Source organism: Kaistia soli DSM 19436, from assembly GCF_900129325.1.
In the GTDB taxonomy this organism is placed as follows: Bacteria; Pseudomonadota; Alphaproteobacteria; order Rhizobiales; family Kaistiaceae; genus Kaistia; species Kaistia soli.
Genome location: NZ_FQUP01000001.1, coordinates 1123039 through 1145152, shown reverse-complemented (window position 1 = coordinate 1145152; position 22114 = coordinate 1123039). Strand labels below are relative to the sequence as shown.

Here is a 22114-nt window from a genome sequence, read left to right as displayed (position 1 = left end):
TACAGCCTGGTCGACTTCTGTCGCAGCGGTGGCGGATAGGGACATGAGGCCTATTCCTTGGGTGCGTTTGCGTGGCTCGCGCGCCCGAATGCGAAACCGACAGTGGCGGGTGAGGTGGGGCCGCATGAGGTGGCGGTGGCGCCGGCCGATACATCGCCAGGCGTCTCGTCGATCGGGAATTGCCTCAGCCCCAGTCGTTGCATCGCGCTCAGCGCAAGAAAGCTCGGGACAACCACGGCATAGCGGCGCCATAGCCGGCGCGGCTCACAGGCAAGGCGAAAGACCCATTCGAAGCCGCTTCTCTGGATGAAGCGTGGCGCCTGCCGCTTTTTGCCAGCGTGGAAATCAAATGCTGCGCCGACACCGATCAGCATCGGAGCGTCGAGCCGGTCGCTCATTCGCGCCATCCAGCGCTCCTGCTTGGGTGTGCTGAGACCCACCCAGACGACGTCGGCCCCGGACCGGTTGATGGCATCCGCCACAGCGGCTTCCTCATGGGGCACAAGTTCGCGGAACGGCGGCGCATAGGCGCCGGTGATATTTGCATCCGGAAACTGGTTCGTCAGACGCGTCTGAAGCGCCCGGAGCGTCTCCGGCTCGGCGCCATAGAGAAAATGCTTCAGGTTCTGCGCAAGGCCCGCTTCGAACAGAGCCAGCATGAGGTCGGGGCCGTAGACGCGGCCGGCTGACGAATGCCCGTCATGCCGCAGCGCCCAGACCAGCGGCATCCCGTCGGGCGTCACCAGAAAAGCGCGATTGTGGATGGCGCGAAGCTCTCGGTCCTTCTGGCTGCGTATGACCCCATGGGCGTCGCGCACGCAGACATAGGCCTTTCTGCGCTCGGCGATCGCAAGCTGGATACGGGCGATCGCCGTCTGAAGATTGACGGCCGAGATGCGAACGCCAAGGACATTGGTCGATGCAGTTGGGCTCAGCCTGACATTGGGTCGTGGCGAGCCCCAGCCAGTCTTCAATTCGCTCATAGCCTGCGCTTCCCTGTCGCCGCGTTGGCCCAAGGCCCGCGGTGTTTATTGGCGCAAGCATATTTTTGTTCTTAGTCACCCCCTACTTGACCTTACGGGTACGGGGGATAGGCAAATCGTGTCGGATTTCATGAGAGACAAGCCGCCCATCTATATCCCCTTATACTTTCAGTTGATCGATAAGCCGAAAGTGCGGTTTGACCCGAGGCCGGCGCAGGTTGAGTGTCGCGTCAAATGCGGCGTCGCATATTGTGGGGGAAGGACAAGGCGTCATGGATCAGGCAAGCGTTCTGGACAGGCCGGTTGATGTGGCAACCAGACTCCAGCGAGATCTCAAAGCGAACGGTTTTGCCGTGGTCAGGAACGTCCTGACGCAGGACCAAGTCCGCGAACTCCGGGCTATGACCGGGCGGCACTTGAAGTCAGCGGGCTGGTACAATTATGGCGGCAAACTTCAGGTTCAGGCCATGCATGTCGTCCCTGGCCTGGCCGGGATACTCACCTCCGAAAGCGTGCTGGGCGTTCTCAAGGAGATCGCTCATCCGCTCGATGTCGAGCTGACTTTCGAGTGTGACTTGATGATCAACACGACGTCCACCTGGCACAAGGACATCGTCCATCATCCTGCTTACCCCGACAGCCGTGTCTTCTCGGACGAGGCCTTTCACATCTACAAGATCGCATTCTACCTGCAGGAGCAGGCCAGCGATTCTCCCTCCACGCTCAAGGTCAGGCCGGGCTCGCATATGCGCGTCGACGGCATGGACCTTCCGGTCGAGGGCACCTCGGTTCGTCCGGGCGATGCCGTCATCTTCGACGTCCGTATCGACCATGTCGGGCAGATGCCAAGCCTGACCGACCGGATGCTGCGCAAGACGCTTGAGGCGTTCGGGCCTCGTTTGCATTTCGATGTTCAGAAGGCATTCACGAGATCCCGCTCCTTCTTGAGGGCCGCCACGGGACATATGTCGGATCGCATGGCGGTCTTCATGACGTTCGGCCCATCCGAGGCCTGGACCCATGCCTATGCCGATGCCGCTCGGAATCGCCATAAGGAGTTTGCGCGGACGCTTGATGAGACGGTGCTGTCTCGCCTTGCCCGTGATCATGTCATCGCGCCTACCTGAACGGATCGTTGCCGCGACCTGACGGGTCGCGGTTTGCAACGGTCATTGACTTCGGTCGGCGATCCTCTCGCGAGGGTTACGTCGACCGAAGTTTATTTTGGTTGCTTATGTTGACTACCTCGACCGGCCACACCGGGGCGCGCATGACCGCCGCCCTCCGGTCACCGTCGAGATCTATTTATCGTCGCCGTCGGCGCGGTCCAGGTATTTGGTGCGGACCGCGATTTCCGTCCGATTCTTGGCGCGCATGATCTTCATCACATTGCGAATGTGAACCTTCACCGTGCTCTCGCGCATGTTAAGCTCTGCGGCAATCGCCTTGTTGCTCTTGCCGAGGCGTAGCAGCTGGACGACGGCGTCCTGTCGCGCCGTGAAGGGCGATTTCTGCGGTGCTGGCGGGATATTCTCCTTCTGCACCGATTGCCGGTAAGCCAGCAAGCTGTTGGCGGGAACAAAGACGCCGCCCGCCACCACCAGCCGCATCGCCTCGAAAGCGACGTCGAGGCCGACGCTGCTCGGGATGTAGCCGCTCACGCCGAAATCCAGCGATCGAAGGATGGTATTTGGATCTTCGTCATCGGAGATGAGAATGATGGGCGCTTCGATAGTCGCGCCCCGCAGCCGCTCGATGTCGCGCTGCAGTTCGCTTGCAGACGGACGCTCGCCTCGTTGCACGATGACCGCCAGATTGGCCTTCGTTGCTTGTGCGCCGAGCCACTCGGACACTGTTCCAAAGCTGCCGACCAATTCCAGGCCGCCAAAAGAGCTGAGTGCCCGGCCGATGCAGTCTCGGCTGAGCACATTGAGATCGACGAGTACGAGCGTATGGCGATTTTCCATCTGAGTTGTTTTGGAGCCCGAGACTGCCGACATGGGCCGGTTCAGATCGAAGCTCGTATTCACCGTTGTTATCCTCGGTGTTTCCCGGCAGGCGAACCCTGCTCCGGAAGTTAAAGGCTTGGGTATGAATAGTTATACATGTAGCGTAGGGGTTAATCGCACGCCAATAATATAAATCACATGTCTCTCCAACTAAATCTACATTGAATTGGTATGCCGGCAATATCTTCAATAGACTATGCGAAGTTCGATGCGCGCTGATCGGATTGATGCCGCTTTTATTCGAAAGGGTTATGGGGGCGGCCGAACGGCGGATGACCTGCCGCTCGTCCAGCCGCGGGGGTCGGTTTCCGAGGCGGTGCATCCCATCTCGCGCGCCGAATAGCGCGGGCGTGGCGAAAGCAGTTTCCCGCGAGCGGTCCTTGCCACGTTGACGCGGTGGAAATGCTCTTCGCCTCCGCGGGCAGACGCCGTTCGGCGTCGTTTCCCAACAGTCATTTGGCTGGAGGACCATCCGATTGGCCGATCCGGGTTCCGCGCATTGCCGAGGGCGTCTCGACGGATGAGTGCATGGTCATCCCTGCCGCCCTCGAGGACAGTCATGGCGCGAGGCGGCTATCCGCCGAGAGCTCCGCCCCTACAGCGGATCTCTGCCGGAAACGGCCCTCGCTCCATTCGTCTGACGGAGTGGCTTCACTGCCTTCGTGACGCGCCGATGGGGTTCTGTATGTGAAGGGATCGATCGGAGGCGGAACTCATGCCTGGGTGGTTCGGCCGCCCTTGCTGCCACGCTTCCGGAGGTGCCGTCGACCGGAACCAGAATCGTGCGGTAGCAAAGGTCTGCACCGCAGCATCGCCCGCCTTGCGATTTATCAGCACTGACAAATGCAATTTGTCGGTGAAATGTCGGCTCGTCTCTCAGATTGTCAGAAATTGGTTGTCGCCATCCGCTGAAACCTGACTTATCTCAGTGTGGGGCAGGAACCGTCTTGAGGTTCGGGAATGTCGGACGAGTTGAAGGTCGGGGATATCGTCAGTTTGAAGACTGGCGGCCCCGAAATGATCGTGACGTCGGTGGTTAGAACGCCGAACGACACGGTGCTGATCGGCTGTGCACCACTTCGTGCGCCCACCGAGAAGCCGATCGAGGTCTCGATGGATCGCCTCATTTCGATCAACTGATCGATCTGCATATGGCGGCGATCCGGCCAGGGATCGGTTCAGGTGGCAGAGAACGGGGCCGGCGCGCTAATCGCGCCGCCGCCGTTAATGGCCTGCGGCAGCGCCTGCGCTGCCATTCGCATCCTTTGGCAGGCGGACAAAGAACGCGGCGACGACTGCGGCAAGCGAGATGACCGCTCCGCAGAGAAAGGCAGTGGCGATGCCGGACGTCAGCGCCGTGCCCGGGTCGGTTCCCGACGCCGTGAGCTTGGCCGTCTGCAACGTCATCACCGCGACGAAGAGGGCCGTGCCGGCCGCGCCCGCAACCTGCTGCGTTGCGCCGATCATCGCGCTGCCATGCGAGTAGAGATTGGGCGGAAGTGCCCCGAGGCTGACGGTGAAGAGCGGCGTGAACATCAGCGCGAGGCCGACGCTGAGCACCAGATGAGCGGCCAGCAACAGCCAGACCGACGTATGCGGCTGAACGAGCGTCAGGCCCCAGAGAGCTGCCGCGACCAGAAAGGCGCCGGGGATGACGAGTCGCGCCGGTCCATGGCGATCGAAGAGGCTGCCCACGGTCGGTGCGCAGAGGCCCATGATCAGACCGCCCGGCAGCAGCAACAGCCCGGTCTGCAGGGTCGACAGGCCGAGAACGTTCTGCAGGTAGATCGGCAGCAGAATGAAGGCGCCGAACATCGCCATCATCAGGATCGCCATCATGACCGTGGCGATCGTGAAGGTCGGATTGGTCAGTGTGCGCAGATCGAGCAAGGCGCGATTCTCGCGCTGAAGGACCAGTTGACGCCAGACGAACAGGCCAACGACCACGACGCCGACGACGAGCGGGATGACCGGCGGCACCGCGGTTGGATGCAGCGCGCTTTCCCCGAACTCGCTGAGACCGTAGACGAGCCCACCGAAACCGACCGCGGAGAGCAGCACCGAGAGCGCGTCGATGCGCGCCGTGGACGGCGTCGTCACATTGACGATCCGCTTCGCGCCGAGCGCCAGGGCCGCGAGCGCGATCGGCAAGACGAGGATGAACAACCAGCGCCAGTCGAGCACGGAGAGGATCAAGCCCGAAATCGTCGGTCCGATGGCTGGCGCGACAGAGATGACGATCGAGATGTTGCCCATCGTCCGGCCGCGGGACTCGGGCGGAACGAGGTTCATGACCGTCGTCATCAGCAGAGGCATCATGATCGCCGTGCCCGATGCCTGAACGATGCGGCCTACGACCAAGACGCCGAAACCTGGTGCCAGCGCGGAAATCAGCGTACCGGCAGAGAACAGCGACATTGCCAGCATGAACACCGGCCGCGTGTTGAGTCGCTGCAGCAGCAGCCCGGTGATCGGAATCACGACGGCCATGGTCAGCATGAACGCCGTCGTCAGCCATTGCGCCGTGCTTGCCGTGATGTCGAGGCTGACCATCATGCGCGGCAGCGCGACACCCATGATGGTCTCGTTGAGGATCACCACGAAGGCCGAGACCAGCAGCAGCCCTATGACCAGGCGATTGCGGGCGGCGCGCTCATGGGGGAGAAGGGCGTCCGTCTCGGTCGCGACGGCTGGACTGTCGACGGTCATGATGCATCCGCTGATCGTGGGGCGTTGCCAAAGGACGAACTGGCGTCGCAGATTCCGACACGCTGCGCAACCATTGCGGTCATATTCGCGAGCGGTGGGGCGATGTGGCGCTGCTAGGCAGCCCGGCAGGCGCCACGGGAGCGTGGAATGAACCTCAGCCAGGATATACCGAGGGACGAAACAGCATGAGCGAACGCATTGCCTTCCGCATGAAGGTGCATCCCGGCAGGATCGCCGAATACAAGAAGCGTCACGATGAGATCTGGCCGGAACTGGTCGACGCGCTGCGCGCCGCCGGCATTACCGACTATTCGATCTGGCATGACCCGGAGACGGATTGTCTCTTTGCGACGCTCATTCGCTCCGACGACCACACCATGGCCGACCTGCCGAAGACCGACGCGAACAAGCGCTGGTGGGCCTTCATGGACGATATCATGGACTACAATCCCGACGGCACGCCGACCGTCGTGCGGCTTGATCAGGTTTTCCACCTGGAGTGATCGCCACAGACCGGCGGGGTGCCGACATGCTGTTCAGCCGCGCCGAAACCTCGCTAATATGGCGTGACATCGGCGGCGCGCCGGGATTCGGCGGCTGTCGTCGCCTCCCGGCCGTTGCCTATGACTTGAACGAATTTCCGGGAGGCAAAACAACAAAATGAATCAGATCGATCTCGTCGGCCAGACCGCGGTTGTCACGGGCGGTGCGCAGGGCATCGGCTATGCCATCGCCGAACGGCTCGTCGCGTCCGGCGCCAAGGTGGCCCTGTGGGACATGAATGCGGAATTGCTTGCTGCGGCTGTCGGCCGCCTCGGCCAGCCCGCCCAGGCGGTCACCGTCAACATCGCCAATTATGATGCGGTCGCCGCGGCGGTTGTTGAGACCGAGGCGAAGGTGGGGCCCATCGACATCCTCGTCCATTCGGCCGGGATCGCGGGAAAGAACGCACCGCTGGAAGAGTATGACCTCGACGAGTGGCGCCGCGTCATCGACATCGATTTGAACGGCGCCTTCTATGTCAATCGCGCCGTCATTCCGGGGATGAAGGCGCGCAACTACGGCCGCATCGTCAACATCGCCTCGATCGCCGGCAAGGAGGGCAACCCCAATGCGTCGGCCTATGCCGCCGCCAAGGCGGGCGTCATCGGCATGACCAAGGCGCTCGGCAAGGAAGTCGCCAAATACGACATCGCCGTCAACGCGATCACGCCGGCGACCGCCAAGACGCGCATCCTCGACGAACTGAAGCCGGAATTCATCGACTACATGCTCTCGCGTATTCCGCGTGGCCGCTTTCTTGAGGTCAATGAGGCGGCCAACATGGTCGCCTGGCTGGTCAGCCGCGAGAACAGCTTCACCACCGCTTCAGTGTTCGACCTCTCGGGCGGCCGCGCGACCTATTGATCGAGCCCACCGACTCTCAGGAGGCTGGCCATGCGGCTGGCCGCCTGATCCGGGTCGGCGAGGCAGTGCGCGGCATCGGCGAGACGGAAAAGTTCGGCGAAATGAACAAGCGAGCGTGCGCTTTGCTGCCCGCCAGCCATCAGGAAATGCTTCTGGTGGCCATTCAACCAGGCCAGGAAGACGACGCCCGTCTTGTAGAAGCGAGTCGGCGCCTTGAAGATGTGCCGTGACAGCGGCACAGTCGGTCCGAGGATCTCGTGAAAGCCTGCTTCGTCGCCGGCACTGAGCTTCGTGAGAGCCAGTGAGGCGGCAGGCGCAATCGCATCGAAAATGCCGAGCAGTGCGTGCGAATAGCCCTCGCTGTCACCAGCGATCAATTGGGCATAGTTGAAATCATCGCCTGTATACATCTTCACGCCGGGGGCCAAACGCCTCCGCATGGCGATTTCCTTCTCTGCCGAAAGCAGCGAGATCTTCACTCCATCCACTTTGTCGGTATGGCTGTTGATGATGGAAAGCGCAGTCTCCATCGCCGCCATGTGGTCGGCGCTGCCCCAGTAGCCGGCCAATGCCGGATCGAACATCTCGCCGAGCCAGTGGATGACGATCGGTTCCTTCACTGCGGAAAGGATGCGGTCATAGACGCGGATGTAGTCGTCGGGTCCTTTCGCGGCCCGGGCGAGCGCACGGCTTGCCATCAGAATGATCCGGCCGCCCGCGGCCTCGATCGCCTCGACTTGCAGCTCATAGGCGGCGATGACGTCGTCGATCGTGACGTCGGGGCCTGGCTCGAGATGATCCGTGCCGGCGCCGCAGGCGATCAGGGCGCCCGGACGGCTTTTCGCTTCGGCGATCGCGCGCTGCGAAAGCTCCAGCGCCTGCGACCAGGAAAGACCCATGCCGCGCTGCGCCGTATCCATCGCCTCGGCGACCCCGAATCCGAGATCCCAGAGGTGATGCCGGAAGGCGAGAGTCCGCTCCCAGTCGAAGGCAACGTCGAGCGTCGGAGTGTTGTCAGCGAAAGGGTCGACCACCACATGCGCCGCGGCATAGGCGACCCGGTTGAACGCTGGTGCCGTGCCTTTCGGCAGGGCCGTCAGCGGCATGTTCTGAATCACGTAACGCTCGGCGGCGCCGGCGCTGGTCGGAAGCAGGATGCTGGTCATGTCGGGCCCCGCGATGAGGGCGCCAGTCTCCTCCCAGCGCCACTTGTAACCAACTAGTTACAAGTGGTCGCATGGCCTGTCAAGACGCTGCCGGAGTTGCCCGCGCAAAGGCCCGCACCACGTCGCCCATATGGCTGCGCCATGCGTCGATCCGATCGGCTGCGCTCAGGTCGCGGCCGAAGACCGTGCCGAGCGTCCAGCGGTTCGAGAGATAGAAAACCCCGAGCGCGGCAATGGTGATGTAGATGTCGACGGCATCGATTCCGGGGCGGAACACCCCGATGGCAGCGCCGCGTGCCAAGACGCGGTCGAGATCGCCGATGAAGGTGGCATGCATGGTCCGAAGCCGCTCCGAGGTGCGGATATGCGCCGCGCGATGAAGGTTTTCCGTGGCGAGCAGGCTCAAGAAATCGGGATTGGCGAGGTAGTAGTCGAAGGTGAACGCCGCGAGACGGGCAAGGCTCGCCTCGGGCTCGAGCGCGTCGAGCTCAAGCTCCGCCTCGGCAGCGCGGATGCGGCCATAGGCGGCCTCCAGCACTGCGAGATAGAGAGCCTCCTTGTTCCCGTAATAGTGGTAGAGCATCCGCTTGTTGATGCCCGCGCGCGAGGCGATTGCGTCGACCCGCGCGCCGGAAAGGCCTTTTTCCGCGAATTCCTCAGTGGCCGCCGCGAGGATCGCCCGCGCCGTTCCGTCGGGATCCCGCGTCGCCGCCGTGCGGGTCGGCGCCGCGGCAGGCTCTCCTCGGCCCGCCAAAGCGCTCAGCCCTCCCAGCAGGCGAGGTCCTGCGGAGCGATGGTTGCGCCGCCTAGCAGGAAGCGCTTCGCCGCCGCGTCAGGGATCGTCCACGCCTCCGTGCCGTAGTTGAAGGCGAAGGTGAGGTCGCCGCGGCGCCGGATGCGGATCGTATCCGGAATGTCGACCGGCACGAGCCCAGCCTTGGGCAGAGCAATCGTCGTCAGAATCTCGCTGAGCAGGTCCCCCTCGGCCCAGGTCGCGCAATAGATGACGCGATCCGTCGCGACCACTGCGGCGCCGCCATCCTCGAAGCTCGCAAGTGCCGGCAGGTCCGTCTCCAGCCATTCGCGCCAGCGCGCTGCATGGCCGCTGACCTCGCCGCCAACGGCATGGAGCGCCGGACGCATCGAAGCCACCTCGATCACCTTGATGGGAATGAGTTCGGCGAGCGGTCCGGGTGCGAGATTGTCCGGGAAGGCGTAATTGCGTGTCTTGGAACCGGCGCGCGGGCCGATGAGGATCACCGCCTCGGTCGTCTTCAGCGTCTCCAGCATCGCCTCGCCGACATGCGGCAGGCTCGGCAGCAGCACGAGGCTGTAGCCAGAGAGGTCCGCGCCGGGCCGGACGATGTCGACGTCGAGGCCAAGCCGCCGCACGGCCTCGTACCAGCGGAAGCAGATCTCCTCGTGGCGATAGTCCTTCCCCTGCGGCTGGATGCGCGTGATCCACGACGCTTCGTAGTCAAAGACCAGCGCGACGGGGGAGGGGCGGTTTTCCGGCAGCGCGCCGAAGGCCTTCAGTTCCGCGCCGACCTGCGCGGCCTCCTCGCCACCCGGCGAGCGGACGCGATCCGGGCGATTGAGCCCGGCATGCATCTGCTCCTGCCCAAACGGTGCCTGCCGCCAGCGGAAATAACTCACCACCTCCGCCCCATGTGCGAAGGCCTCCCAGGCCCAGAGCCGGACCATGCCCGGCGCGGGGACGGCATTCCACGGCGCCCAGTTCACCGGGCCCGGCTGCTGCTCCATGACCCAGAAGCGGTTGCCGGCCATGCCGCGATAGAGATCGTGATGGAAGGTCGGTACGTCGGGGTGCGAGGTACGCGTGAAGCGCGTGCGCTCTTGCTCGGAGAAAGGGAATTTCTCCAGGAAGCCGAGCGGATAGGAATCCCAGGACGCGAAGTCGAGCGTTTCGCTGACCGCGTGATGATCGAAATCGTGGAAGAAGCCCATATAGTTGTGGGTGATGAACCGTCCGGGCGACAGACGGCGCAGGATGCCGACCTGCATCTCGTTGTAGCGAACCACTTGCTCCGAGGCGAAGCGCCAGTAATCGAGCCGCGCGGCCGGCGCCGTTTCGGTGACGGTGCGAACCGGCAGCTCGACCTCGTCGAAGCTCGCCAGTTCCATCGACCAGAAGACATTCCCCCAGGCCTCGTTCAGCGCTTCCGGCGTCTGGTAGCGGCGGCGTAGCCAGCCCTTGAACGCGGTGAGATCCTCCGGTCCCCATGAGAGAACGGTGTCGTGGCAGCCATATTCATTGTCCGTCTGCCAGCCGGCGACATGCGGGCTCTCTCCATAGCGCTCTGCCATCGCCGTCACGATGCGCGCGCTTTCGCGATACCAGACCGCGCTGGAGAAGGTGTAGTGGCGGCGCGAGCCGAAACCGCGCGCCGCGCCATTCTCGGCATGCGGCAGGATCTCGGGATAGAGATCAATCAGCCATTTCGGCGGTGTCGCCGTCGGCGTGCCGAGCACGACCTTGAGGCCGGCGGCGCCGAGCGTCTCGATCGCCCGGTCGAGCCATTCCCATTCGAAATGGCCGGACTCGGGCTCGATGCGGCTCCAGGCGAATTCTCCGATCCGGACATAGCGGATGCCGAGCGCCGCCATCTCGGCGGCGTCGCGGGCCCACCAGCTCTCGGGCCAATGTTCCGGGTAGTAGCAGACGCCGAGCATGGAAGGATTCCGTGATTGAAAGGTTTTGAGGTCGCCTTCCTGCATATAGCACCGCTTCTGCCCTGCCTGGAAAGAGCGCCTCGCGCTTCGCCGGGGCAAATCTCACTCTCTGTGCAGATCGGGTCGCATCGCCCCTTGATTCATCGTTCGACTGCTAATAGCGTGCGCTGAGAAAAGGGTTTCTCAAGCTCTTCGGGGCGGTCTCCGACCGGTGACTGCCTTTTTTAACAGCATGCTGAGAAAAGCTTTTCTCAACATGCTGCAGGGAGTGGTGCATGTCGGACGGGATGGAACGCGATGTTGTCGCGCCGCGCGGGCGGCCGGTGACCTTGCGCGACGTCGCGAAGGATGCCGGCGTCAGCGTTGCCACGGCCTCGAAGGCCCTCAATGACCAGGGCCGCATGACGGCCGAGACCCGGACGCGCATTCAGGAAGCGGCACGGCGACTCGGCTTTCGTCCGAACGGACTCGCGCAGAGCCTGCTGCGCCGGCGCAGCTTCACGGTCGGCATGCTGACCAATGACACCTATGGGCGTTTTTCCCTGCCGGTTATGGCCGGTATTTCGGAAGCCTTGGTCGATAACGGCGTGTCGGTGTTCCTCTGCAATGTCGAGGACGATCCGCGCCTCGGTCAGCTACATGTCGACGCCATGCTCGAGAAGCGCGTCGACGGCATCATCGCGACCGGTAAGCGGATCGATCGTCAACTGCCGGTCGATCTTTCCCGACTCGGTGTTCCCGTCATTTATGCCTTCACTGAGCCCGATCCCAATTCGATCGCCTTCGTCTCCGACGACGAGGGCGGCGCGCGTCTTGCCGTGGAGCATTTCATCCGCCTCGGCCGCCGGCGCATCGCCCATGTCACGGGGCCGACGACCTTTACCGTCGTGCATCGCCGGGCCGAGGCCTATCGTGCCGTGCTGGCGGAGGCAGGGCTGCCGGTCGGGCCGGTGCTGATGGGGCGATGGTCGGAGAGCTGGGGGCGCGATGCGGTCGCCGAGCTCTTCGGCGAAGGCGGGTCTGCACCGGACGCCATCTTCTGCGGCAACGACCAGATCGCGCGTGGCGTCATCGACGCGCTGCGCGAGCGCGGCATCGATGTGCCGGGTTCGGTCGGCGTCGTCGGCTTCGACAATTGGGAGATCGTCGCGGCTGAATCGCGGCCGCCGCTCACGACGGTCGATATGAATCTCGTCACGCTCGGTCGCGAGGCCGGGATGACATTGCTTTCGCTCGTCGACGGCAAGCCCGTCGAGCCGGGCATTCGAAAACTGCCATGCCGCCTGGTGGTCCGGCAGTCATGCGGCCGTCCATTGGACGGCTGATCAGGCATCCGCGCCAGCCCGCCGGAGGAGCCGCGGGCGGCGATCATAGAGGGAGGAACGGGAACATGAGACGCTTTACCAGCCTGGTGGCCGCGACTGCGGCGCTACTGTCGATGACCGCGCTCGCGGGCGCCGCCGAGACGGCGAATATCTGGGTCCGCTCGGACGGATCCAATTTCATGCCGAAGATCGTCGAGGCCTTCAACAAGAGCCACGAGGACCAGATCAAGCTCGACATCATTCCAACCGGTGAGTTGGTCCAGAAATACGCGACCGCGGTCGCGGGCGGCACCGCGCCTGACGGTCTCGCGCTCGACCTCATCTATACGCCGGCCTTCGCCGCCGCGGGCCAGCTCGAGGACATCACCGACTGGGCCAAGTCGCTGCCTTATTTCAAGGAGCTTTCGCCGGCGCATGTGAAGACGGGCACCTACAAGGACCGCGTCTATGGTCTGCCCTATTCGGCGGATTCGTCGGTACTGATCTGGAACAAGAACCTGTTCAAGAAGGCCGGTCTCGATCCTGACAAGGGCCCGACCACCTGGGCGGAAATCGAGGCCGATGCCGAGAAGGTCAATGCGCTCGGCGGCGACGTGAAGGGTTTCTACTTCTCCGGCTCGTGCCCCGGCTGCAACATCTTCACCTTCACCCCGCTGGTCTGGGCTTCAGGCGGCAGCGTGCTGTCGGATGATGGCTCGAAGGCGACGCTGAACGATCCGAAGCTGCGCGAGGCGATCGATTTCTATCGCGACATGATCAAGAAGGGTCTCGTACCCGAGGGCGCGCAGACGGATACCGGCGCTAACTTCTTCGCGGCCTTTGCGGGCGGCAATATCGGCATCTCGCCGTCCGGTGCCTTCGCCATCGGCGCGCTCAACACGCAGTACAAGGACATCGACTACGGCGTCACCTTCCTTCCTGGCAAGGATGGCGGCTGGTCGTCCTTCGCCGGCGGCGACAATTTCGTCGTCACCAAGGGCACGCCCAAGGTGAAGGTGCTGCAGGAATTCCTCGACTTCTCCTATTCGCTGGAAGGCCAGACGCTGCTCGCCAGCCTCGGCAGCCTGCCGGTGCGTGGCGATATCGCCAAGGAAGCCCTGAAGGATCTCGATCCGCGCTACCAGATTGCGGCCGAGGCGATGGCCAAGGGACAGACGCCCTACTCGGTGGTGTTCAACGACATCATCAATTCGGCCAATGGTCCCTGGGCCCAGATGATCAGCGAAGTCTTCTACGGCGATGACGTCGACGGCGCGATCACCAACGCGCAGGACACGATGCAGGGCATCATCGACGGCGCGGCGAAGTAAAGCACCCGCGGCCAAGTAAGCGGCCGCAGGCTTCAGCCTCACGTCGAAAGGGAGCGGGCGCCCGGCGCCCGTTCCCATCACGCGGCTCACGCTCCAGGGAGACCGACATGTCCTCGATCTCGGCCAAATCCGACAGGGATGCTGGCGCGCAGGCCGCCGCCGCCAAGGCCCGGCCGCGCGTCGATCGCAGTCAGTGGATCGGCCTCCTCTACATCGCGCCAGCGATCATTCTGGTTGCCATCTTCTTCGTCATTCCGCTCGTCATGACGATCTGGATGTCGCTGCACAACTGGCCGCTGATGGGTGGGCACACCTTCATTGGGCTCGACAACTATGTCGCGATCACCAAGGACACGCGCTTCTGGAACGCGCTGAAGTTCACGCTCTATTATACGGTGATCGTCACCATCGCGATCTTCGCCGTCGCCTTCCCGCTGGCGCTCTTCGTCGAGAAGCCGCGGCCGCTGAACGGACTCTATCGCACCGCCTTCTTCATGCCGGTCGTCGTCGGCTTCGCTTCGGCGAGCCTCCTCTGGGCCTGGCTGCTCAACGTCGATGCGGGTCTCTTCAGCCCCGCCGCCTTCCGCCTCGGCCTGACCGAGAAGAAGTTCAACCTGCTGGCGACCTTCGATCCGGCCTTCTGGTCGATCATCGTCATGGTGGTCTGGAAGGTTGCCGGCTTCACCATGATCATCCTGATGACGGGCCTGCAGTCGATCCCAGGCGACCTCATGGAAGCCGCCAAGATCGACGGCGCGAGTGGCTGGCAGCGCTTTACCAGCATCACGCTGCCCCTGATGCGACGGACGCTGGCGCTGGCGCTGATCCTCTCCGTTGCCGGTTCGATCCTCGCCTTCGACCAGTTCTACATCATCTTGCGCGGCGGCCCGCGCAACTCGACGCTCACCGCGGTCTACTGGATCTTCAACCAGTCCTTCGTGTCCTTCAAGCTTGGCTATGGCGCCGCGCTGTCGGTCGTGCTGCTGGTGATCCTCGTGGTGATCAGCCTCGTGCAGTTACGGCTGCTGCGTAATCCGGAGGGCACGTGATGGCCACCACGACCAACACCGCCCCCGATCGCTCGATCGGCCGCTTCATCAGCGAGCATTCAATCGGCCTGTTCCTTTCCGCGATCTTCATCGCGCCGATCTTCTGGACCTTCCTGTCCTCGCTGAAGCGGCCACCGGAGGCACGCCAGCCGCCGCTGCCGCCATGGCCGACCACCGGCGTTTCGTTCGAGAACTATGCGGCCCTCGACACGTTCGGCGCGGGTCTCTGGCATTCGGCGCAGAACAGCATCTTCGTCTCGGTCTCGAGCGTCGTGCTCACCGCAGCGATCAGCCTTCTCGCTGGCTACGGTTTCTCGCGCTTCCGATTTCCGTTGAAGAACCTGTTCTTCGTCATGATCCTCTCGACGATCATGATCCCGTTCCAGTCGATCCTGACGCCGATCTTCCTGCTCCTGGCGACGTTCAAGCTGCAGAACACGCTGTCGGGGCTGGTCCTCGTCTATGTCACGCTGCAGCTGCCCTTCTCGATCTTCATGATGCGCAACGCCTTCGACGCGGTGCCGAAGGAGATCGAGGAAGCAGCTCGCATCGATGGCGCGCGCAGCGTGGCGCTCTTGACCAAGATCATGCTGCCGCTCGTCTGGCCGGGCATCGTCACGGTGGCGCTGTTTGCCTTCCTGAACACCTGGAACGAGTTCATCGCGGCGCTGGTGCTGATGACCGACCAGGACAAGTTCACCCTGCCGATCATGATGACGGCCGTGCAGTCCGGCCGCTTCGGCGCGGTCAACTGGGGCGCCGTCCAGGCGGGCGTCACCGTGATGATGATCCCCTGCCTGATCCTCTTCCTGTTGCTGCAGCGCTTCTACATCCGCGGCCTGACGGCCGGCGCCGTGAAATAGCGCCATACCTTGCCCTGATATCTATGGAGAACCTCATGAGTGCCCAGCCCGCCCCCGATCGCGAAGTGCCGCGCGCGCGCTTCCGTCCCCCGTCCGTTCCCCAGGTCGATGTGCACGGCTTCTGGGGCAGCCGCGTCGATGCTGTCGCCGACAAGACCGCCGACATCCTCTATGAGCGCTGCGTCGAGGCCGGCATGCTCGACCAGATTGATCCCGACCGGCCGGTCCCGGAGCTGCGCATTCCGTTCATGTCGATGTCGCCAGCTGCGGCCGCCGACGGCAAGCCGCTCTTCACCTCGGGCACTGTCACGACGCAGATGTTCTGGGATTCCGATCTCGGCAAGACCATCGAGACGGCGGCCTATTCGCTCTACCGCAAGCCCAATCCGGCGCTCGAAGCGAAGATCGACGCCGTGATCGACATGTATGAGAAGCTGCAGCAGCCGGATGGCTATCTGTCGAGCTGGTATCAGCGCATGCAGCCGGGCCTTCGCTGGACGAACCTGCGCGACTGCCATGAGCTTTATTGCGCCGGCCACCTCATCGAGGGCGCCGTTGCCTATTACCAGGCGACCGGCAAGCGCAAGCTGCTCGACGTCATGAGCCGCTACGCCGATCACATCGACTCGATGTTCGGTCCCGAGCCCGAGAAGAAGAAGGGCTATTGCGGCCATGAGGAGATCGAGCTGGCGCTGGTCAAGCTCGCCCGCGTCACCGGCAACGACCGCTACATGAAGCTGGCGAAGTACTTCATCGACCAGCGCGGCCAGCAGCCGCACTATTTCGACGAGGAAGCAAGGGCCCGCGGATCGGATCCGAAGAACTTCCACTTCAAGACCTACGACTACAACCAGTCGCACAAGCCGGTGCGCGAGCAGGACAAGGTCGTCGGCCACGCCGTCCGCGCGATGTATCTCTATTCCGGCATGGCCGATATCGCGACCGAGTTCGGCGACGACACGCTCCGCGTCGCGCTCGACCGGCTTTGGGACGACTTGAACTCGAAGAGTCTCTATGTGACCGGAGGCCTCGGCCCGTCCGACAAGAACGAGGGCTTCACGAGCGACTACGACCTGCCGAACGAGACCGCCTATGCCGAGACCTGCGCGGCGGTCGCGCTCGCCTTCTGGGCCAACCGCATGCTCGGCATGGGGCCGAACACCCGCTATGCCGACGTGATGGAGCTGGCGCTCTATAACGGTTCGATCTCCGGCCTCTCGCTCGATGGCTCGCTGTTCTTCTATGAGAACCCGCTCGAAAGCCGTGGCGGTCATAATCGCTGGAAGTGGCACCGCTGCCCGTGCTGCCCGCCGAATGTCGGCCGCATGGTCGCGTCGATTGGCAGCTATATGTATGGCGTCGCCGATGGCGAGATCGCGGTCCATCTCTATGGCGATGCCGATGCACGACTCGATATCGGCGGGACCGAGGTGCGCCTGAAGCAGCAGTCGCGCTATCCCTGGGATGGCGCGGTGGGCATCACGGTCGATCTGGACAAGCCGACGCGCTTCGTCCTCAGCCTGCGCATTCCCGGCTGGTGCCGCAAGGCGAGCCTTTCGGTCAATGGCGAGGCGATCGATCTGGCCGCCGTCACCGCCGACGGCTATGCGCGCATCGATCGCGAATGGAAGGCCGGCGACACGGTTTCGCTTGATCTCGAACTCGCCGTCGAGCGTCTCTACGCCCATCCGGAAGTGCGTCCTGATGCTGGCCGCATCACGCTGAAGCGCGGGCCGCTCGTCTATTGCCTCGAGGGCATCGACAACACGGTGGCGCTCAACCGCATCAAGGTGCCGGGCGATACACCGTTCGAAGCGCGCTTCGAGCCGGACCTGCTCGGTGGCGTCGTCACGCTGACGGCCGAGGCCAAGGATGACAGCGTCGCAGGCTGGAGCGGCACACTCTATCGCACCGAACCGCCGAAGAGCGAGCCGGTCCCGATCAAAGCGGTGCCCTATTACGCCTGGGACAATCGCGAGCCGGGCGAAATGCTCGTCTGGCTGCGCGGCGGCTAGGCCGCTGTCGATCGATACCCGTCCGGTTCTCCTCCCCCGGACGATCTGAGCCGCACCGGACCCGCACGGGTCCGGTGCGGCCCTTTTTCAGGTGACGCTCACGGGCTTCGACCGAAGCCGGCTGGCGATCGCCGGGTCGGCGCGCCGGCAAAGCTGAGGTGGCAGGCCGCGCAGGATGAGTTCGGCATCGGCAACAGCCATGCGGCCGATCGCATAAAGGGCGTCGACCGTGCCGCCGGTGCGATGCGCCGAGAGGATCATGCCCTCGATCTGCCGCACCGGATCGTCGGGCGCCACGGGCTCCTCGGGGAAGACGTCGACGGCGGCGGTGATGTGACCGCTCTCGATCGCCTCCAGCATCGCCGGGAAGTCGACGACCGCCGCGCGGCTCATCAGCAGGAAGGCGGTTCCCTTCTGCATGCGGGCGAATTCCGCCGCGCCGATGAAGTGCTGGTTCTCGCTGGTGACGCTGGCGAAGACGAAGATCACCTTCGATGTCGCGAGCACCTCGTCGAGGCTCGCCGCCATGCAATCGCTGCGCTCGATGATCTCGGCCGGCAGCCAGGGGTCATAGACCTTGACCGGATTGCGGAACGGACGGATCAGGTCGCGCAGCGTGCGTCCGAGATCGCCGAAGCCGATGAGCCCGACCGGCGCGCCGGCGAAGCGGAACGTGTCGCGGTTGCCCGCAAGGCCATATTCCTCCTTGCCGGCACGAAAGGCGCGGTCGGCGGCCGTGATGCCGCGGGCGAGGTCGAGCGCGAGGCCGAGCGCAGCTTCGGCCACCGGCGAGGCAAAGGCCGAGCCGGGGGTGATGACCGCGATGCCCCGCTGCTGGCACGCCTCATAGTCGACATTCGGCAGGAAATTGCTTTCGACATTGATGATCGCCTTCAGCTTCGGCGCGCGGTCGAGCCGCTCGCGCGGCATGTCCGTCTGGCCGAAGATCAGCACCGTCTCGGGCAACAGGGCATCGATGGTCGCCGCGTCCATCGGCTTGTCCTCGGAGATGACGAGCCGCCCGAGCCGCTCCAGCCGCGCCCGCACATCCGGTTCCATGATGAGATCGAGCGTCCGCGGCAGCGGATCGACCAGGATCACCGGTTCAGTCATGTCGTCTTTCCTCCCGTGCATGCTTGTTGGCGCGGCGAAGGCTAGACCGGATCAACGCGCAGTGGAATCGTCGTTCGTGCCGGTCCAATGCTCGGCCATGGCCTTGTGAACGCTTTGGCGGCACAATCGCCTGCACGCATCAGGGAAGCCGCGATCCATTGACCTCGCCCGAGCTTATCGACGCCATCATTCGCCTGGGTCTTGCCAGTCTTTGCGGGCTCCTGATCGGCATCAACCGCGACGCCAAGGCCAAGACGGCTGGCATGCGAACGTTGGGGCTCGTGGCGCTCGGCGCCGCTTTGGTGACGATGGCCGCGGCGACCCATCCTGACTTCGGCGGCCATGCCGATGCCGAGAGCCGTGTGCTTCAGGGCGCCATCCAGGGCGTTCTGGCCGGCATCGGCTTCATCGGCGCCGGCGCCATTCTGCGCCATGGCCGGCACGAGGAGATTGTGCATGGGGTCACGACAGCGGCGACGGTCTGGATGGCCGCCGCGCTCGGCATTGCCTGCGGTCTCGCGCGCTGGCCGCTGGTGCTGGTCGCGCTCGGCTTCGTCTTCGTGATCCTGATCGTCGCGAAGCCGATCGAGCGCTGGATTCTGAGCCGCTTCGGCCTCGAAGAGAAGGAGAAGGCGCCGGACCCTCCTGCTACTGGATCAGGCTCGCCCCTACATTGACGGCCAGCGCCAGCAAGACGGTGTTGAAGACGAACGACGCGATGGCGTGGAACAGCACGACGCGCCGGAAATCGGTCGATTTCAAATCGACATCCGCGGTCTGCGCCGTCGCGCCGATGGTGAAGGAAAAATAGATGAACTCGATGATGCCGGGTTCTTCCGTATCCAGGAAGTTCAGTCCGCCGGCATCCTTGCTCTTGCCGTCCGAGGCCGAGGCGGGCGTGTAGTAGAGCCGCGCATAATGATAGGCGAACAGCATGTGCAGCACCGCCCAACCGAGCGGAATGCTGGCGATTGCCACCAGAAGATGGATCGTGGTCGGGTTGGCGTCCTTGCCGAGCAGCGAGAACATCGATGAAAACGAGAAACCGATCGCGAGCGCCGTCAGCCCAACGATGAGCGCGATGCCTTCGTCCTCGTTGCGGGCGCGGTCGCGCAGCTTGGCGATCGTCGACCGCGCCGCCATCCGCAGCATCGCGCCGAGATAGACGATGAAGAAGACATCGCCCGCGCCGATCATCGCCAGCCGCTGCATGAACTGGCTGAGGACCAGATAGGCGATGAGGCCGGCGCCGACAGCCCAATAGAAGCGGACATGCTGCCGCCAGTGTCGCTTGAGGATCGTCACGATTGCTGAATGTGCCTATTCGACGAACACGGTGACCCGATCGGACCGTCCGGCCGAATCGACAACCGACAAGGTAACGAAGCCGGGGCCGTCCGGCTCCCAGCTTTCGGAGCGCGCGAACGGCGTCTGGGCGATCGGGTTGCCATTGGCGAACCAGGTGAAGGGCGGCTTGCCGTTGCGGATCTTGATGATGAGCGGGCCGGGATCGCCGGCGCGGATGCCGAGATCGACCTGGACGCCGTCCGGCGGAAACGCGATCTCGGGCCGGTCCGGCGCCTTGCCGGCGACCATGTCAGGCGTGCGGAAATGACGGAGCGGCGCGGGCAGGTCGCCATTGGAGGCGATGAGAGCACCGGCCGGGGCAGGGCGGAGCGGCGCGCGGTCGCCGCCGACGCGGTCGAAGCTCTCGAACAGGATCGGCGCCGCGGTGCCGATGCCTGAAAGCCCGGGCACGGGCGCGCCATCGGCCCGGCCGACCCAAACGCCGATGACCGTGCGGCCATCGAAGCCAATCGACCAGGCGTCGCGATAGCCATAGGACGTGCCGGTCTTGTAGGCGATGCGCCCGCGTGCACCGATCGTTGGCGGCGGCACGTCGGCGAGGATGTCGGACACATACCAGGCGGCGAGGGGCTCCAGCACCGGCGCGCCCTCCTCGATCTTCGCCGGCGGCCCCGACCCGTCATGCAACGCAACGGGCCGACCGCCGCGGGCGAGAGCGGCATAGACGCTGACGAGGTCCTCGAGCGAAATACCGACGCCGCCGAGGCCGATGGCAAGGCCTGGGGCCGAAAGATCGGGGAGCTTCGGGTTGGCCGCCGCCCGCTTCAGCCGCGCGACCAGCCGCGCCGGGCCGACGGCATCGAGCACCGTGACGGCCGGGATGTTCAGCGACTGCGTCAGCGCATCATGAACTGTCACGGTGCCGCGATAAAAACCGTCGAAATTGACCGGCGCATAGCCGCCGAAGGCGCTCGGCCGGTCCTCGATCAGGCTCTGCGGATGGGCGAGGCCCTGTTCGAAGGCAAGGCCATAGATCAATGGCTTCAGCGTCGAGCCCGGCGAGCGGATGGCGCTGACCATGTCGACGAAGCCGTTGCGATCGCCATCCATGAAGCCGGCGGAGCCGACCGAGGCGAGGATATCGCCGGTGACATGATCGGCGACGAGGATGGCAACGGACGCCTTCGCCCCGACCTTCGCCGCGCGATCGGCGGCGAGTTGTTCGAGCTTCGCCTGCAGGCGCGCATCGAGCGTCAGGCGGATCACCGGATTGGCGGGATCACTCTTGCGGGCGGCGTCTCCGAGATGCGCGGCGAGCATCGGGAAGGTTTTCCGGGCGGTCGCGATCCGTTCGGTCTTGGCCGAGGCCGCCGTCTCCGCGTCGATGACACTGGCGCTGACCAGCCGGTCGAGCACCCGGTCGCGCGCTGCCTTGGCGGCCATCGGGTCGCGGTCCGGTCGCCGGGCCTCGGGCGCTTGCGGCAAGGCGACCAGCAGCGCCGCCTCGGCGACCGTCAACCGCCTCGGCTCCTTGCCGAAATAGGCGAGGGTGGCCGCCCTGATGCCTTCGAGATTGCCGCCATAGGGCGCAAGTTCGAGATAAAGCGAGAGGATCGCCTTCTTGTCGAGGCGGTTCTCGATCGTGCGGGCGAACACCATCTGGCGCAGCTTGCCGGAAGCGCCGCGCGTCGACATGCCGTCGATGAGCCGCGCGACCTGCATGGTCAGCGTCGAGCCGCCCGAGACGATATGGCCATGCCGGATCACCTGCAGGCCGGCGCGCCCGATCGCTCGCCAGTCGATGCCGCGATGTTCGGCGAAACGGCGGTCCTCATAGCCTTCCAGCATGGTGATGAACATCGGATCGACATCACCCAGCGTTACCGGAAGCCGCCAGCGCCCGTCGGCGATCGTGTAGGGCCGCAGCAATTGGCCAGCACGATCGACGACGACGGCGGAGGTCGCGACCTTTTCCGGCGCTGGGACGGCCGGGAGACTGGCATGGATGTCATGGAGGGCGCCGCCGATGCCGGCCGCGGAGAAATAGCCGACGGTCGCGACGGCGAGCCCCGCAAGGGTCAGCCGCCGTCGCCACGCCCTTGGTCGGCCACTTCCCCCATAGGAGGATGAGGCGACGGGATCGCCGGTGCCCATGGTCCCGCC

Annotated in this window: 19 protein-coding genes; 10 read left to right on the top strand and 9 right to left on the bottom strand. The window is 64.2% G+C overall.

The window, feature by feature from the left end; translation table 11 throughout:
- Positions 1-50 precede the first annotated feature (50 nt).
- On the bottom strand, positions 51-983 hold the full coding sequence (locus BUB39_RS05535) for a WecB/TagA/CpsF family glycosyltransferase (protein WP_084526909.1): 933 nt from the start codon (positions 981-983) through the stop codon (positions 51-53).
- Between the two features lie 416 nt (positions 984-1399).
- On the opposite strand from BUB39_RS05535, the gene BUB39_RS05530 reads away from it, so the two are divergent.
- Positions 1400-2110, top strand: a complete 711-nt coding sequence (locus tag BUB39_RS05530) for a phytanoyl-CoA dioxygenase (protein WP_244540154.1) — start codon at positions 1400-1402, stop codon at positions 2108-2110.
- Between the two features lie 174 nt (positions 2111-2284).
- Here BUB39_RS05530 and BUB39_RS05525 read toward each other — a convergent pair whose 3' ends face one another.
- Positions 2285-3013: a response regulator transcription factor gene (locus tag BUB39_RS05525; RefSeq protein ID WP_084526908.1), complete on the bottom strand. Its 729-nt coding sequence runs from the start codon at positions 3011-3013 to the stop codon at positions 2285-2287.
- 939 nt (positions 3014-3952) lie between these two features.
- Here BUB39_RS05525 and BUB39_RS05520 point away from each other — a divergent pair.
- The gene (locus tag BUB39_RS05520) at positions 3953-4132 is read left to right on the top strand and encodes a DUF2158 domain-containing protein (RefSeq protein WP_073051943.1); all 180 of its coding nucleotides are present in this window, start codon (positions 3953-3955) and stop codon (positions 4130-4132) included.
- Positions 4133-4216: 84 nt separating this feature from the next.
- Here the strand turns inward: BUB39_RS05520 and BUB39_RS05515 are convergent, their stop codons facing one another.
- Positions 4217-5701, bottom strand: coding sequence for a DHA2 family efflux MFS transporter permease subunit (locus BUB39_RS05515; RefSeq protein WP_073051942.1), 1485 nt, complete (start codon positions 5699-5701; stop codon positions 4217-4219).
- A 185-nt stretch (positions 5702-5886) separates the two neighbouring features.
- Between BUB39_RS05515 and rhaM the strand changes: the two genes are divergently transcribed.
- Together rhaM and BUB39_RS05505 are read left to right on the top strand one after the other, a co-directional pair.
- Entirely contained in the window at positions 5887-6204 is a 318-nt protein-coding gene (gene rhaM, locus BUB39_RS05510; protein ID WP_073051941.1) for an L-rhamnose mutarotase, read from the top strand.
- A 157-nt stretch (positions 6205-6361) separates the two neighbouring features.
- Positions 6362-7108, top strand: a complete 747-nt coding sequence (locus tag BUB39_RS05505) for an SDR family NAD(P)-dependent oxidoreductase (RefSeq protein WP_073051940.1) — start codon at positions 6362-6364, stop codon at positions 7106-7108.
- Here the strand turns inward: BUB39_RS05505 and BUB39_RS05500 are convergent.
- The 3 genes from BUB39_RS05500 to BUB39_RS05490 form a co-directional block, all read right to left on the bottom strand.
- Positions 7102-8274 (bottom strand): dihydrodipicolinate synthase family protein, encoded by a 1173-nt coding sequence (locus BUB39_RS05500; protein ID WP_073051939.1) that lies wholly within the window; start codon positions 8272-8274, stop codon positions 7102-7104. The genes BUB39_RS05505 and BUB39_RS05500 overlap by 7 nt on opposite strands.
- 79 nt (positions 8275-8353) lie before the next feature.
- Complete coding sequence (locus tag BUB39_RS05495) at positions 8354-9037, bottom strand: TetR/AcrR family transcriptional regulator (RefSeq protein ID WP_425292896.1); 684 nt, start codon at positions 9035-9037, stop codon at positions 8354-8356.
- Positions 9034-10968, bottom strand: a complete 1935-nt coding sequence (locus BUB39_RS05490; RefSeq protein ID WP_073051937.1) for a beta-galactosidase — start codon at positions 10966-10968, stop codon at positions 9034-9036. The genes BUB39_RS05495 and BUB39_RS05490 overlap by 4 nt, the downstream gene beginning before the upstream one ends.
- A gap of 275 nt (positions 10969-11243) precedes the next feature.
- On the opposite strand from BUB39_RS05490, the gene BUB39_RS05485 reads away from it, so the two are divergent.
- The 5 genes from BUB39_RS05485 to BUB39_RS05465 all read left to right on the top strand — a co-directional run bounded on the left by BUB39_RS05485 (position 11244) and on the right by BUB39_RS05465 (position 17530).
- A complete protein-coding gene (locus BUB39_RS05485; protein WP_073051936.1) occupies positions 11244-12293 on the top strand; it encodes a LacI family DNA-binding transcriptional regulator in 1050 nt (349 codons plus the stop codon).
- Positions 12294-12406: 113 nt separating this feature from the next.
- On the top strand, positions 12407-13603 hold the full coding sequence (locus tag BUB39_RS05480; protein ID WP_425292895.1) for an ABC transporter substrate-binding protein: 1197 nt from the start codon (positions 12407-12409) through the stop codon (positions 13601-13603).
- Positions 13604-13710: 107 nt separating this feature from the next.
- The gene (locus tag BUB39_RS05475; RefSeq protein WP_073051934.1) at positions 13711-14652 is read left to right on the top strand and encodes a carbohydrate ABC transporter permease; all 942 of its coding nucleotides are present in this window, start codon (positions 13711-13713) and stop codon (positions 14650-14652) included.
- Positions 14652-15515, top strand: a complete 864-nt coding sequence (locus tag BUB39_RS05470) for a carbohydrate ABC transporter permease (protein WP_073051933.1) — start codon at positions 14652-14654, stop codon at positions 15513-15515. Before BUB39_RS05475 ends, BUB39_RS05470 begins: the two co-directional genes overlap by 1 nt.
- 35 nt (positions 15516-15550) lie before the next feature.
- On the top strand, positions 15551-17530 hold the full coding sequence (locus BUB39_RS05465) for a glycoside hydrolase family 127 protein (protein ID WP_073051932.1): 1980 nt from the start codon (positions 15551-15553) through the stop codon (positions 17528-17530).
- Between the two features lie 87 nt (positions 17531-17617).
- Here BUB39_RS05465 and BUB39_RS05460 read toward each other — a convergent pair whose 3' ends face one another.
- On the bottom strand, positions 17618-18643 hold the full coding sequence (locus BUB39_RS05460) for a hydroxyacid dehydrogenase (protein ID WP_073051931.1): 1026 nt from the start codon (positions 18641-18643) through the stop codon (positions 17618-17620).
- A 158-nt stretch (positions 18644-18801) separates the two neighbouring features.
- Here BUB39_RS05460 and BUB39_RS05455 point away from each other — a divergent pair, with 158 nt between their 5' ends.
- Complete coding sequence (locus BUB39_RS05455) at positions 18802-19320, top strand: MgtC/SapB family protein (protein ID WP_073051930.1); 519 nt, start codon at positions 18802-18804, stop codon at positions 19318-19320.
- Here BUB39_RS05455 and BUB39_RS05450 read toward each other — a convergent pair.
- Together BUB39_RS05450 and pbpC are read right to left on the bottom strand one after the other, a co-directional pair.
- Entirely contained in the window at positions 19292-19948 is a 657-nt protein-coding gene (locus BUB39_RS05450; protein WP_084526906.1) for a DUF1345 domain-containing protein, read from the bottom strand. The genes BUB39_RS05455 and BUB39_RS05450 overlap by 29 nt on opposite strands.
- Positions 19949-19963: 15 nt before the next feature.
- Entirely contained in the window at positions 19964-22105 is a 2142-nt protein-coding gene (pbpC, locus tag BUB39_RS05445; protein ID WP_084526905.1) for a penicillin-binding protein 1C, read from the bottom strand.
- Positions 22106-22114 lie beyond the last annotated feature (9 nt).